Origin of the sequence: Paenibacillus sp. (assembly GCF_031177825.1) — a bacterium.
Lineage (GTDB): Bacteria > Bacillota > Bacilli > Paenibacillales > YIM-B00363 > Paenibacillus_AE.
Genome location: NZ_JAPSKE010000009.1, coordinates 108,615 through 122,771, shown reverse-complemented (window position 1 = coordinate 122,771; position 14,157 = coordinate 108,615). Strand labels below are relative to the sequence as shown.

Below are 14,157 nucleotides of genomic sequence, written 5' to 3'. Positions count from 1 at the left end.
TGTATGGCTCGCGGGCAACCGCTGGAATCGCGCGACATCGACGGAACGCCGCGGAGCGCGTGCACGGCGTGCAGCTTCGTGCATTGGGGCAATTACAGCGTCGGCGTCGGCGCGCTCGTCGCGAAGGACGGCAAGGTACTGCTCGTGCGACGGGCGCAGGAGCCCGGGAAGGGGTACTGGACGAATCCGGGCGGCTACATCGAGCAGCTGGAGCCGATCGACGAGACGATTCGCCGGGAGGTGTTCGAGGAGAGCGGCGTCCGCGCGTCCGTGAAGAGCGTGGTCGCGCTCCGAGACCAACCGAGGAGCATCCACAACGTGTACATCGCGTTCGCGATGGAATACGAGGGAGGCGACCCGACGCCGGACGGCGTGGAAGTCGACGGCGCCGGCTTCTTCGGTCCGGAGGAGATGGAGCGGATGAACGTGGCGCCGTTCACGCGTTGGCTCGTGGACGTGGCGCTGCGCGGCAAGTCGGAAGGGCTCGCGTTCGACCGCGAGCCGAATCCGCCGATGCAAGGCGGCCGCGGGTTCAGGGTGTAACGGGAACGGAGGAGCCCGCGCTAGTTCCGCCGAGCCGATAGGCGGTCGGCGACATGCGGTAATGCTTCGTGAACGCCCGCGTGAAGGCGAACAAGTCCGGGTAGCCGACGGTCGCCGCGATGTCCTGCACGGGCAGCTCGCTGTCCCGCAGCAGATCCGCGGCGTTCGTCAAACGCAGGTTCGTCGCGTATTGCTTCGGCGACATGCCGTACGCCTTGCGGAACGCGTCGGACAAGTACGAGCGGTGAACGCCGGCCTCTTCCGCCAGCGCTTCGACGCGGATCGGCTCGGCGTAATGCAGCCGGATGTAAGAGGCGCAATGCGCGAGCCAATCCCGCGGCCTGGCGAGGCGGTCTTCCTGCGGGGTCCCGACGCGCAGCCATTCGATCAGCTCGTAGAACGAGCGCAGCTGACGGATCGGATCGCCGCCGCCGACGCTCGCATGAAGGCGGTTCGCCAGCTCGCGCCAACGGGGACCGAGATCGACGTCCAGGGAAGGGCGGTCCGGCGTCAACCCTAGCGCGGCGCACAGATGCGGCGATTGCGGCCCGCCGAACGCGAACCACTGCATCCGCAGTTCCGTGGACGCATCCGCGATCTTGTACCGGTACGACACATTGGGGAAAAGACAAAACATTCGCCCCTCCCCCACTACGAATTTCCGGCCCCGCTCGTCGGTCAGCAGCAGGCAACCCGACACGACGAAATGAAAGCTAAAGCATTCGATCATCTTCGGTCCGACGTCGTATTCGGGCTTCGCCCGATTCCGGCCCGAGCGCAGCAGATAGACGCCTCCGGCCCGCTGCAGCTCCGAGGGCACCTGCATCCGAAATTCGGCGAACTCCCTGGCATATTCCTGCACTTTCCTTCCCCCGTTCCGATAAGACCTAACATTATGACAAACATTATAACATTTTGGTATGGTATCCGGCCCAACGGTTTCATATGATTTCTATATTCCGGTTCGCAAGAGAAGGGGGGCCATCCATTGAAACGTCCTAACATTCTGCTCATCACGAGCGATCAACAGCATTGGAATACGATCGGCGCCTTCAACGCCGAGCTGCATACGCCGAATTTGGACCGCCTCGTCCGCGAAGGCACGACGTTCGCAAGGGCGTATTGTCCCAATCCGACCTGCACGCCGACGAGAGCGTCGATTCTGACGGGCCAATACCCGAGCCAACACGGCGCTTGGACGCTCGGGACGAAGCTGCTGGAGGACCGGCATGTCGTCGGCGACGATTTCGCCGCGAACGGGTACCGGACCGCGCTCGTCGGGAAGGCGCATTTCCAACCGCTCAAGAGCACCGAGGAATATCCTTCGCTGGAAGCGTATCCGCTGCTGCAGGATTTGGACTATTGGCGGCGGTTCGACGAGCGCTTCTACGGATTCGATCATGTGGAGCTGGCGAGAAACCATACGAACGAGGCGCATGTCGGTCAGCACTACGCGATCTGGCTGGAGGAGAAGGGCTGCGCGAACTGGCGCGATTACTTCCTGCCGCCGACCGGCACGATGGATAAAGCCAAGCTGCACAAATGGGAGATTCCCGAGGAATACCATTACAATACGTGGATCGCGGAGCGCACGAACGCCCTCTTGGAGCGATACAGCGCGAACGACGACAGCTTCTTCCTATGGGCGAGCTTCTTCGACCCGCATCCGCCGTATCTCGTCCCCGAACCTTGGGATACGATGTACGACCCCGAAGCGCTGACGATTCCCGAAGCGTCGCCGGGAGAGCATGCGAACAATCCGCCGCATTTCGGCTTAACGCAATCCGAGCGGCCGGACTTCTCGTACTTGAAGGAAACCGGGCAGGAAATTCACGGTTATCATTCGCATCTGCTTCCCGAAGCGGAACGCAAGCGTCTCGTCGCGACGTATTACGGCATGGTGAGCCTGCTCGATAAATATATCGGCCGCATTCTGGATCGGCTGGACGAGCTGGGGCTGGCGGACGACACGATCGTCGTGTTCACGACGGACCACGGCCACTTCTTCGGGCAGCACGGGCTGCAGGCGAAGGGGGGATTCATGTACGAGGACTTGATCAAGCTCCCGTTCCTCGTTCGGTATCCCGGGCGCGTCCCGGCCGGGGACGTGTCGCACGCGATGCAGTCGCTCGTCGATCTGGCGCCGACGTTCCTCTCGTTCGCGGGCATCCCGATTCCGCACGGCATGGCGGGGGTGGACCAGTCGGACGTGTGGACGGGGCGGAAGAGCGCCGCGAGAGATCACATCCTGTGCGAGTTCCGGCACGAACCGACGACGATCCATCAGAAGACGTATGTGGACCGGCGGTATAAGCTGACCGTCTATTATAATCAGACGTACGGAGAGCTATTCGATCTGGAGGAGGATCCGGAGGAGCGGAACAATCGGTGGGACGACCCCGCGTTCGCGGCGATCAAGAGCGGGCTGCTGTTGAAATTCGTCTGGGCGGAGCTCGGCAAGGAGCCGCTCGCGATGCCGCGCATTCACCACGCGTAAGCGGCCTGCAGAACCAAAAAGAAGGAACGGCGCAGCGCCGTTCCTTCTTCCCTATGAAACTGCTATAAACCTATCGTTCCGGGCGCTCCCGAGGAGCGCAGTCCGGGGAACCGCGCGTTTTGGATGTCGACGATGGACAGCCATAAATTTTTCATGACGTCCTTATCGTGCAAATAAGAGGCGATTTGGTAGAGAGTGTTCAGTCCGCCGACGGCTTGATCTTTCGACGCGCAGCCGCTTAAATAATTATGTAGGATCCTCTCCTTTTCGAGCTGAATGAACCATAGCGCCTGCTGCTTCATTTTCCCTCCGACGGAACCGTTTAAGACCTTCTCCAAAAGCGTGTTCCTCCCTTTCTCTCTTTGAAAAAAGTGGTGCAAGGTTAATCATACACAGCTTTCGCCGCGAAGTTTGTCGGACTGCGTTGTCGCTTAATATTTATTTATAATTAAAGGATCGTATATAATTGAAAATAAAACGCTTTCACACATCGGAGTGGCCTATGCTGAGGAAAAGCATCCAAACGAAAATGTTCGTCGCGTTCAGCGCCGTCATGCTCTTCGCGCTTCTGAGCGTCGGATTGATCATCTATTGGAATTTAACGGAGAACATCAAAGCGAACGCGATTCAGTACGTCGCGGACAGCCTTCGCCGCGCGGACGAAAACCTGAACGTGCTGTTGGAGGATACGAGTCTCCTGCTGACGACCGTCGCGGCGAACGAAGAGAACGTGGTCGACGTGCTGCGCAGTCCCCACTTCGAGGTGTCGTACGAATGGGTGCTGGAACAAAAGAAAATCGAAAATTTCCTTTCGTATTTGGTCGCTTATAAATCGCATATCGCGAGAATTTCGGTCGTCGACCGGAACGGGAAAATTTTTTTCGTCGGCGCGCCTTGGCTGGACGCTTCGAACCTGAACGCGCCGTTATTCGAGCGATTTCTGGCCTCGACCGGGCAGCAGGTGCTGTTCGAACGCGCCGGTCGGACCAAGACGCTGGTGATCGGCCGCGCGATTCAATACAGCGAGTCGCCGAACGCCGCGGTCATGATCGACCTCAACTACGAAGTGATCGAGAACGCCTACAACATTAAACCTTCGGAGGACAGTCATATTTACGTCATCGACGAAGACGGGGATTTCGTCTTCAATACGAACGGGCAGGTATCGGAAAATAACGTCTTCGACTCGCTGCTCTCCGGCGTCTTCGGCAGGCTCCTCGGCCAAAATTCCGTCGGCGAGACGGAGGTCGACGGCAAGCCGCATCTCGTCGTGAGCTACAAGTCGGAGATCACGGGATGGACGACGGTCGGCACGATTCCGGAGCATGCGTTGATTCAAGATTCGATTCGCTTCCGCCATACCATCGCTCAAGTCGTCCTGTTGGCGTTCGTCGTCGCGTTATTCGTCTCGATCGCGATCTCGTCGCAAATTACGAAAAACTTGAAGCGGCTGCGCAACGCGATGTTGTGGGTACAGGACGGCAACTTGACCGTGTCGACGAAAATCGACGCGGAAGACGAGGTCGGTCAGTTGAACGAGCTGTTCATCCGGATGCTGGACAAGATCAGAACATTGGTCGAAGACATGAAACATCGCGAACGGCAAAAGCGCGAAGCGGAGCTGATGGCGCTGCAAGCCCAAATCAAACCGCATTTTCTGTATAATACGTTAAATACGATCAAGTACATGGCTCACCTGCAGCATGCGAAGAACATCGAGGAGGTGTCGACGTCGCTTACCGATCTGCTGCGAGGCGTCCTCGGCAACACCCGCGAATTCGTGACGCTTCAGGAAGAACTCGATTATGTGAAAAGCTACGTCAACATTCAACGCTATCGGTTCGTCAATCAGTTCGACATTCATTACGATATCGAACCGGAGCTTTCGCATCGCGAAGTGTTGAAGCTGATCTTGCAGCCGCTCGTCGAGAACGCGATCTACCACGGCATCAGTCCGTTGGGCGAACCCGGCCTGATTCAAATCCGCGCGTATCGAGAGGAGAGCCGAATGAAAATCGAGGTCGCGGACACCGGTGTCGGCATGACCGAGGAACAGATCGCGAAAGCGTTCGACACCGACGTCATGCAGGACAACGTGAGGCGCGGAGGGATGGGCATCATGAACGTGCACGAACGCATCCGCATGGTGTACGGCGAAGCGTACGGACTGTCTCTCTACAGCCGGCACGGGTCTTTCACGAAGGCGGTCGTAACGATCCCGTTGGAGAGGATGGCGGAGGCGCAATGATTCGCACGATTTTGGTAGACGACGAGATGTTGGCGAGGAACTACATCCGGGGGCTGGTCGACTGGGAACGGCACGGCTTCGACATCGTCGGCGAAGCGAGCAACGGGTTCGAGGCGCTTACGCTCATCGAGGAGGTTTCCCCGCAGCTCGTCCTGGCGGACATTCACATGGCCGGCATGGACGGCGTCGCGCTGTGCAAGCGGCTGTCGGAGCTGGGGGGAGACGTTCGAACCATCGTCCTCAGCAGCTACGACAATTACGATTACGTCCGGGAGACGCTTCGGCACGGGGCTGTCGACTACTTGCTCAAGCACCGGGTGGACGGGCCCGGCTTGACCGCCCTGCTTACGAAGGTGAAAGACGAGATCGAACGATCGAACCGGCTTCGGCGCGAAGAGACGTATTTGGAGAAACACTGGAAGCTGATGAATCTGGAGCTGTCTCGGAAGTACGCCAAGGACTTGGCGCTCGGCACCGAGGAGGAGCTCGGGCGGGCGATCCAATACTTCGCCAATTTGTCGCCGATCGGCGCCCGCAATCTGATGCTCGGGGTGATGCAGCTCGCGAATTACGCGTTGTTCACCGAGCAGCTCGCCACGCAGGAGAAGATGAAGCTGTCGCGTTCGGTCGCGGATCTCTGCCATCAGCAGTTCGACGAGCTGAACGGCATCGTCTCGGACCTCGAGCAAGGCAAATTTCTATTTTTGTTTTCGTTCGAACGGGAGAAGAGCGAATACGCGATGAGGCAGAGGCTCCACGCCTGCACGCAGCGCATCGAGCGTTCGCTCCTTTCGCTCATGAACGTGAAGGCGGTCTTCGGCGCGTTCCAGCCGATGCGCGACGTCGAAGGCGTCCGGGCCGTCTACGAACGGGCAGACGCCTCGCTCGCGGAGAAGCAGCAGCTGCGGTGGATCGACGTAGGGGCTTCCGCCGTCGGCCGACAGCCGGCCTTCACGCTCGGTTTAGGCGAAGAGCGGGAGCTGCAGCTCGCTTTGGAGAGGGGCGACGAGGCGAAGACGCGGTCGCTGCTCCGCGGCATCTTCGAAGCGATCCGGAGCCGCGGGGCGACCGTTCAATCGATTCAACTGACGGTCGGGGAACTCGTGAGCTTGGCGGAGAAAGTATGGAGGAAGTCGGGGGGCAAGGAAGCGACGTTTTACGAGGGAGCCTATCTGACGCGAAGCGACCTAAGCCGGGCCGATCGGCTCGACGACATCCGGAATTGGACGTTGTCGCTGTTCGACGCGCTGCTCGGCAAGCTTCCGAGGGACTTGTCCGACGAAGGAGATTCCGCGTACGTGAAAGCGGCGAAATCGTTCGTGCGTCGGCATTACCGCGATAACGTCTCGCTCGAGCATGCGGCGGAACACGCGGGGATCACCGCTTCGTATTTAAGCCGGCTGTTCAAGCAGCAGGCGGGCGTCAATTTTACGGAATACTTGAACCAAGTCCGTATCGAACAGGCGAAGCAGCTGATCCGCGACGGGCAAGGAACGGTGAAGATGAAACAAATTTATAAAGACGTCGGATTCTCCAGCTACAACTATTTTTTCAAAGTATTCAAAGACATCGTGGGGATGACGCCGAACTCTTACGCGAACGGCGCGGAGCGGCGGGAGAGCGGAGACGGCGAAGCGCGCTGAGCGGCGCGCTTTTTTTGTATTCGGTCGCAGAGGAGCGCGTGCAAAATCGTGTAGTATTTTAGGAAATATTGTAGCGCTTTCATGTCCATTCGTTTCGTAAGATTAAAGCGGTTACAAAATAGATGAATCCTTAAGGAGGTCGCTCGTATGAAAACGTTGCAAAAGGGATTGTCGGTGTCGCTGGCGGTCGCCCTCATGTCGACGGCGCTGCTCGCTTGCAGCACGGACTCGGCCGACGAGCCGAAGCCTGCGCCGCAGAGCGAAGACGGAGGCGCGAACGGCGGGGAAAGCTCCGCCGAAGGCGCGCTGCTGAACAAGGAAGGGTTCCCGATCGTCAACGAACCGATTTCGCTCAAGATTTTCGCGCGCAAGGCGCCGCCGAACGGCCCTTACGAGGACATGCTGATGTTCAAAGAATACGAGAAGATGACGGGCATCGACATCGTCTGGGAGGACGTACCCGACGAAGGCTTCGCGGAACGCAAAAATTTGTTGTTCGCTTCGAACGAATTGCCGGATGCGTTGTACAAAGCCGGGATTACGCCGCTGGAGGCCATCCGATACGGCAGCAGCGGCATGCTCGTTCCGCTCGAGGAATTACTGGAATCGTACGCGCCGAATATCACCGCGTTGTTCGATCAGTATCCGGAGATCCGCGCGTCCATCACGGCGCCGGACGGCCATATTTACGCGCTGCCGGCCATCCTCACGCTCGGGGCGGCTCGCACGAACAAGCATTGGATGAACATGGCTTGGCTCGACGCCGTCGGTATGGAGGTGCCGGAGACGCACGAAGACGTGATCGAGGTGCTGCGCGCGTTCCGCGACGGAGACCCGAACGGCAACGGCCGGCAGGACGAAATTCCGCTGTCCACTTGGAATTTGCCGGATCTCATCAACAGCATGTCGGGTTCGTTCGGCTTGCAGAGCCAGATGGGGTATCGCATCAATATCGACAACGACAAGGTCGACCTATGGCTTGAAGACGATCGGTTCAAGCAGCTGCTCGAGTTTCTGCATCAGCTCTACTCGGAAAAGCTGGTCGACCAGGAGCTGCTGACGCATACCGGCGCGGATTACGTCGCGAAGATGGGCGAAGGAAGCCTCGGCTACTTCTTCAACCAAGCGAGCGACCCGTTCGTCAATCGGAAAGAGGATTATGCGGGGATCGCCCCGTTCGTCGGACCGAACGGAGACCGGATGGTCAACGGCAGCCCGGTCGCCCGCGACTTCGGCACGTTCGCCATTACGTCGGTCAACAAATACCCGGAAGCGACCATGCGCTGGATCGACTACTTCTTCAGCGAGGAAGGTTCGATCTTCATGCGGTACGGCATCGAAGGCGAGACGTTCGACTTCCAGCCGGACGGGAAGCCGGAATATACCGAAGCCGTCCTGACGGATCCGCGGGGCACCGGGGTGACGATCGGTCAATTCACGCCATGGCCGGGCGGCGGATCGCCGCAATACGTCAACGTGAACAACGCGTCCGCGATCAACCCGCCGGAGGTGCAGGCGGCGCAGGAAGCGCTCGATCCGTACCTGCCGGAGAAAATATACGGAGCGCCGATGTTCGACGAACAGACGGCCAAGGAAGTCAACACGCTGCGGCAAGACATCGACGCCTTCGTCGACGAAAGCGCCGCCAAGTTCGTTACCGGCGCCCTCTCGTTCGACAAGTGGGGCGAATACGTCGATACGCTGAAGAAGATGAATCTCGAACAGCTTCAGAAGTTCTACCAAGACGCTTACGACAAGACGAAGTAACGGCGACAGCTGCGACGGCAGCGGCGGCGCGGCGGCTAAGCCGCCCGCTCCGGCCGCCGGGCCGCCGGGAATGGAGGGACGCCACAGTGGAGCGCACGTTCAAAAGAGTGTTCACCCGCTATGATTTATACTTGATGCTGCTCATCCCGATGGCGTGGTACATTTTGTTCCAGTACGGGCCGATGTACGGACTGCAAATCGCGTTCAGGGATTTCAATCCGGCGCGGGGCATCGCGGGAAGCGAATGGGTCGGCTTCGAAAACTTCGATCGATTTTTCTCATCCTATTATTTCGGCAGGTTGTTATGGAATACGGTCTCGATCAGCGTCTACTCGCTCTTATTCGCGTTTCCGATTCCGATCTTCCTCGCATTGCTGATCAACGAGATGAAAGGCGAGCGGTATAAGAAGCTGCTGCAGAACGTCACTTATATGCCGCACTTTATTTCCGTCGTCGTCATCGTCGGCATGCTTCAGCTGTTCCTTAACCCGCAAGCCGGCTTCGTCAATATCGCGTTGAAGGAAATCGGCATCGAGCCCGTCGCGTTCCTCGAGAAGGCGGAATGGTTCAAGACCGTCTTCATCGGATCGAACATTTGGCAAAACATGGGCTGGCAGTCCATTATTTATATCGCGGCGCTCGCCGGCGTCAACCCGCAGCTGTACGAGGCCGCCAAGATCGACGGCGCGGGACGGTGGCAGCGCATTCGGCACGTGTCGCTTCCCGGCATCTTCCCGATTATCGTCATTCTGCTCATTCTCGATATCGGCCACTTTATGAACGTCGGCTTCGAAAAAATCTTGCTGATGCAAAACAGCTTGAACAAGGACGCTAGCGACGTCATTCAGACGTTCGTATATCAGAACGGCATTCTGCAAGGAGATTTCAGCTACAGCGCGGCGATCGGCTTGTTCAATTCCGTCATCAACTTCGCCTTGCTGGTGCTCATTAACCGGTACGCCCGGAAGAAAGCGGAGACGAGCCTATGGTAACCGAACGGGGAAGCGCCGCTGCCGTTCGCGCGCGGAGCGCCATCGACGACGGACGATGGTTCGACGCCGGCGTGAATGCGGTAGCGGCGGTCATCTTGCTGATTGTATTGTATCCGCTGCTCTTCGTCCTCAGCGCGTCGTTCAGCGACCCGAGACAGGTCATGAACGGAGAGATGTGGCTGTGGCCCGTCGGCTTTACGCTGGACGCCTACCGCGAAGTGTTCAACTACGGCGCGGTGTGGGTCGGTTATAAAAACACCTTGTTCTATTCGTTCGCGGGGACGGTCGTGAACATCTTCCTGACGACGTTGGCCGCCTACCCGCTGTCTCGAAGGGATTTGCCCGGACGCAACGTCTTTATGTTCGTCGTCACGTTTACGATGTTTTTCAACGGCGGGCTGATCCCGACGTACTTGCTCGTGAGAGATCTCGGCATGGTGAACACGATCTGGGCGCTCCTCGTGCCGAACGCGATCGCGACGTACAACCTGATCGTGATGCGCACGTATTTCCAGTCGAACATCCCGTGGGAGGTGCAGGAAGCCGCTCATATCGACGGGTGCTCGAACGTTCGGATGCTGACGCATATCATCCTGCCGCTGTCGAAGCCGATTATCGCCGTCATGGTGCTGTTTTACGCCGTCGGGCACTGGAACGCGTTCTTTAACGCGCTCATCTATTTACGCAACGACGCGCTGTATCCGCTGCAGCTGGTGCTGCGCGAAATTTTGATCATCAGCCAGAGCAGCTATCTCGACGAAGGCGGCTCCTCGTTCGGCATGACCGAGAAGCTCCTGCTCGCCGAGAGCATCAAGTACGCGCTTATCATTATCGCGAGCATCCCGGTGCTGATCATGTACCCGTTCGTGCAGAAGCATTTCGTGAAGGGCGTTATGATCGGCTCGATCAAAGGGTAAAGAAATTACGGAGAGGACTGAAATCGATTGGCGAAACATGCGAAGCTGCTCATCCATGGCGACCGCGTAGAGAAAGGCGAGATTCATCCGTTCTTGTTCGGCCATTTCGTCGAGGATATCCGCGACCATATGGATGCGATGTTGGCGTTCCCCTTGAAAAATATGGATTTCGAAAAGGAGGCGGAGTTCGCCCCCGGCGTCTCCGGCGAATGGATGCCGATCACGAACGGGAAAAATACGAAGTTCGCGTTGGAGCCGCCGGCGCCGCGCCATTCCGGACACAGCCAGAAAATTCGAATCGCAAGCGACGACCGGTGTTACGCGGGAATCGCGCAGCGCGTCTCCGTCCGGGGCGGCATTCGCTACGAGGCGAAGCTGTTCGCGAGGGCGACGAAGGAGATCGAGTCGGTGCGGCTCGCGGTCGTGGACCGTCTGACGGGGAAGACGCTCGGCGAAGTCGAGGTCTCGATCGAAAGCCACGACTGGAGGGAGTACAAGACGGAACTCCGCGTCTCCGCCGCGAGCGCCGACGCCGAGCTCCGCCTGACGATCAGCTCCGAGGAGAAGTCGTGGAAGGATTCGATCTCGACCGGCACGCTGTGGCTGGATCACGTATCGCTGCTGCCGGAGGATCATGTCGGCCTCGTCAAGCGCGACGTCTTCGACATGGCGAAACGGCTGAACGCCGGCATGATGCGGCTCGGCGGCAACTACATCAGCGCGTACCATTGGCGGCAAGGGGTCGGACCGGCCTACGAACGTCCGAACGTCATGAACGAAGCGTGGGACCATCAAGCGGATAAATATTTCGGCACGATCGAGTTTTTGGAGTTTTGCGAACGGCTCGGCGTCGAACCGCTCATCTGCGTGAACGACGGCTCGGGCGCGCCCGAGGAAGCGGCGGAATGGATCCGCTATTGCAACGCGGACGCCGAGGCCGATCCGCTCGGCGCGCTGCGGGCGTCGCACGGCCGCGTCGAACCGTTCCGGGCGAAATATTGGGAGATCGGGAACGAAGTGTGGGGACCGTGGCAGGTCGGGCATTGCGCCGCGGAGGAGTACGCGCATCGTCTCGTCGCTTTCGCGAAGGAGATGAAGGCCGCCGACCCGGAGCTCGTCCTGCTCGGCTGCGGTCATACGGACGACGCATGGAACCGTACGGTGCTCGCCATCGCAGGCGAGCATATCGATTACCTGACGATGCACATTTACCAGCATTACTCCACGTATGGGTATCCGGGCAGAGACGCCGCCGAACGCGCGCCCGCGGAGGAGAAGTTCCGCGCGATCGTCAGCTATCCCGAAGTGTCGCGGTACGCGATCCGCCAAGCCGCGGACGCGATCCGGAGCAGCGAGAAGGGGCGGCACGTGAAGCTGGCGATCACGGAGTACAACACGATGTACTACCCGAACACGATTCGCCAAGGGCTGCCGAACGAGCATACGCTGGAAGCCGCCGTCGCGAACGCGGCGAATTTGAACGAGATGATCCGAAGCTGCGACATCGTGGAGATCGGCAGCTTCTCCGATCTCGTGAACGGCTGGCTCGGCGGCTGCATCCGGGTCGGCGACAACTACGCCGATCAGAAGAAGGGACGCTTGCCGGGCTGGAGCGGCAAGGGGGATCTCGTCTACGGCACGCCGACGTATTATGCGCTCGAGCTGTTCGCGAACGCGGACATCGCCCGGGTCGTGGGACATGAGCTGAGCTGCGATACGTTCGACGCGCCGAAGCACGCGTGGGGCGTGCCGACGAACGGCCTGCCGACGCTCGATGTCGTCTGCTGCGTCAGCCGGGACGGACGCAAGCTGACCGCCCTCGTCGTGAACCGCTCCCTCGAGGACGTCGACGCGGAGCTGCGCGTGAACGGCTTCGAAGCCGCGCCTGGCGCGGTCGTACGGGAAATCGCGGGAGACCGCATCGACCTCGTCAACGACGTGTTCCAGCCGGAAGCGGTCGTCAGCCGGCGATTCGAGGTCGCGACGGAGGGAAGCGGAGCGCTGTCGCTGCGCCTCAAGGCGCACTCGATCTATGCGGTCGAATTACCGGCCAAGCAATAATTGTTTCAGGACGCGCACGCCCCGGTCCAGCTCCTCGGTCGAGGCGTACGCGTAAGACAGGCGCAGCGATCGAACGTCTCCCCGGTCATAGAGAAAACCGGGATTCAGCAGGACGCCGCGGCGCAGCGCTTCGTCGAACAACCGTCCGGCGTCGACGGCGACGTCCGGCGCGAGCGTCAGCCATATATAGAAGCCTCCGTCAGGGACGTTCCAGGAGGCGAGACCGGAGAGATGCTTGCGCAGCAGCGAGAGCATCTCTTCTCTGCGTCCGCGGAGCTCGCCGCGCACGATCGCGAGTCGCTCGTCGTACAGCCCGCTGCCGAGCCACTCCGCCGCCGCCCATTGCGAGAGCGAGCTGGCGCCGTAGTCGGTCTGCATCTTGACGTCGGCGAGCCGGCCGACGACGGATTCCGGGCCGACGACCCAACCGATGCGAAGGCCCGGGCTGAGCGTCTTGGACAAGCTGCCGAGGTACAGGACCGTCCCTTGTCGGTCCATCGACTTGATCGGCGGCGGCGGCGGCGCGTCGAGCCACAGCTCTCGATACACGTCGTCCTCGATGACGGGGAGGCGCTCCCGCTCGCATACCCGGAGCAGCGCCTCGCGTCCGCGCGCGTCGAGCGTCGCGCCGGTCGGATTGTGGAACGTCGGATTCGTGTAGAGCAGCGCGGCTTTCTGTTGCCGTTGGCTGGCGGCCACCGACTCCGCCTGGAGACCGCCCTGTTCGATCGGCAGCCCTCTCAGCCGCATGCCGGCCGACTGAAACACCTGCAGCGAGTAGAGGTACGAGGGCGATTCTGTCAAGACGGCGTCGCCCTTCCGCAGCAGCGACAGCGAGATCAGCTGCAGCGCTTGGATCGCGCCGGAGACGATGAGGATCGAAGACGGCGACGCCGCGACGCCGCGAACGTTCAGCCATTCGGAGAGCTTCTCCCGAAGATATGCATTGCCGAGCGGCTCCTCGTAGCCGAGCGGGACGGGGCGTTCCGCCAGCCGCTCGAACAGCCGCCGCGTCTGCTCCTGCGGCAGCAGCGTAGGAGCTAGTTCTCCGGAGCCGAGGCGGACGAGGCCGGGCGGCGGCTGATTGATGCGCTGCACGACGTGCAGATTGGACTCGTACAGCCCGGAGGCGACGTATTCGTTCCACTTGGGCGGCGCGGACGCGGTCAGCATCCCCCAGGTCGTATTGACGACGCGCGTGCCCCCGCCCCGGTTGCCTTCGAGCAAGCCGAGCGACGCGAGTTCGTCGACGGCCTCGACGATCGTGCTGCGGTTGACGCCGAGGGCCGCGGCCAATGCGCGCTGCGACGGAATTTTCATCCCGACCGTCCACTCGCCGCGCGCGATTTTCTCCTTCAGACGATCGACCACCTGCCGTACGATCGGCACGGGCGATGCGCGGTCGGGCTTCCAATGCAGATCCGAATGCATGCGGACGTCCCCTTTTCCCCCAAGTACGTGCTTCGGTTCATCATATCATTTGGTTGGT

At 60.1% G+C, this 14,157-nt stretch carries 11 protein-coding genes; 8 read left to right on the top strand and 3 right to left on the bottom strand.

Annotation, left to right across the window (positions count from 1 at the left end):
- Positions 1 to 3: 3 nt before the first annotated feature.
- Entirely contained in the window at positions 4 to 543 is a 540-nt protein-coding gene (locus RIN49_RS13245) for an NUDIX domain-containing protein (RefSeq protein WP_309120647.1), read from the top strand.
- Here the strand turns inward: RIN49_RS13245 and RIN49_RS13240 are convergent.
- Positions 533 to 1,405 (bottom strand): helix-turn-helix transcriptional regulator, encoded by an 873-nt coding sequence (locus RIN49_RS13240; protein ID WP_309120646.1) that lies wholly within the window; start codon positions 1,403 to 1,405, stop codon positions 533 to 535. The genes RIN49_RS13245 and RIN49_RS13240 overlap by 11 nt on opposite strands.
- Before the next feature lie 126 nt (positions 1,406 to 1,531).
- On the opposite strand from RIN49_RS13240, the gene RIN49_RS13235 reads away from it, so the two are divergent.
- Positions 1,532 to 3,040 (top strand): sulfatase family protein, encoded by a 1,509-nt coding sequence (locus RIN49_RS13235; protein ID WP_309120645.1) that lies wholly within the window; start codon positions 1,532 to 1,534, stop codon positions 3,038 to 3,040.
- A 62-nt stretch (positions 3,041 to 3,102) separates the two neighbouring features.
- On the opposite strand, the gene RIN49_RS13230 is transcribed toward RIN49_RS13235, so the two are convergent.
- Positions 3,103 to 3,378: a hypothetical protein gene (locus RIN49_RS13230; RefSeq protein WP_309120644.1), complete on the bottom strand. Its 276-nt coding sequence runs from the start codon at positions 3,376 to 3,378 to the stop codon at positions 3,103 to 3,105.
- A 164-nt stretch (positions 3,379 to 3,542) separates the two neighbouring features.
- Here RIN49_RS13230 and RIN49_RS13225 point away from each other — a divergent pair, with 164 nt between their 5' ends.
- From RIN49_RS13225 to RIN49_RS13200, 6 genes are all read left to right on the top strand, one after another.
- Entirely contained in the window at positions 3,543 to 5,288 is a 1,746-nt protein-coding gene (locus RIN49_RS13225; protein ID WP_309120643.1) for a sensor histidine kinase, read from the top strand.
- A complete protein-coding gene (locus RIN49_RS13220; protein WP_309120642.1) occupies positions 5,285 to 6,931 on the top strand; it encodes a response regulator transcription factor in 1,647 nt (548 codons plus the stop codon). The genes RIN49_RS13225 and RIN49_RS13220 overlap by 4 nt, the downstream gene beginning before the upstream one ends.
- A gap of 147 nt (positions 6,932 to 7,078) precedes the next feature.
- Complete coding sequence (locus RIN49_RS13215; protein ID WP_309120641.1) at positions 7,079 to 8,698, top strand: extracellular solute-binding protein; 1,620 nt, start codon at positions 7,079 to 7,081, stop codon at positions 8,696 to 8,698.
- Between the two features lie 86 nt (positions 8,699 to 8,784).
- Positions 8,785 to 9,690: an ABC transporter permease gene (locus tag RIN49_RS13210; RefSeq protein WP_375295246.1), complete on the top strand. Its 906-nt coding sequence runs from the start codon at positions 8,785 to 8,787 to the stop codon at positions 9,688 to 9,690.
- A complete protein-coding gene (locus RIN49_RS13205) occupies positions 9,684 to 10,607 on the top strand; it encodes a carbohydrate ABC transporter permease (protein ID WP_309120640.1) in 924 nt (307 codons plus the stop codon). The genes RIN49_RS13210 and RIN49_RS13205 overlap by 7 nt, the downstream gene beginning before the upstream one ends.
- Positions 10,608 to 10,634: 27 nt before the next feature.
- The gene (locus RIN49_RS13200) at positions 10,635 to 12,668 is read left to right on the top strand and encodes an alpha-L-arabinofuranosidase C-terminal domain-containing protein (RefSeq protein WP_309120639.1); all 2,034 of its coding nucleotides are present in this window, start codon (positions 10,635 to 10,637) and stop codon (positions 12,666 to 12,668) included.
- On the opposite strand, the gene RIN49_RS13195 is transcribed toward RIN49_RS13200, so the two are convergent.
- The gene (locus RIN49_RS13195) at positions 12,651 to 14,099 is read right to left on the bottom strand and encodes an aminotransferase-like domain-containing protein (protein ID WP_309120638.1); all 1,449 of its coding nucleotides are present in this window, start codon (positions 14,097 to 14,099) and stop codon (positions 12,651 to 12,653) included. The two genes, RIN49_RS13200 and RIN49_RS13195, sit on opposite strands and share 18 nt — an antisense overlap.
- Positions 14,100 to 14,157 lie beyond the last annotated feature (58 nt).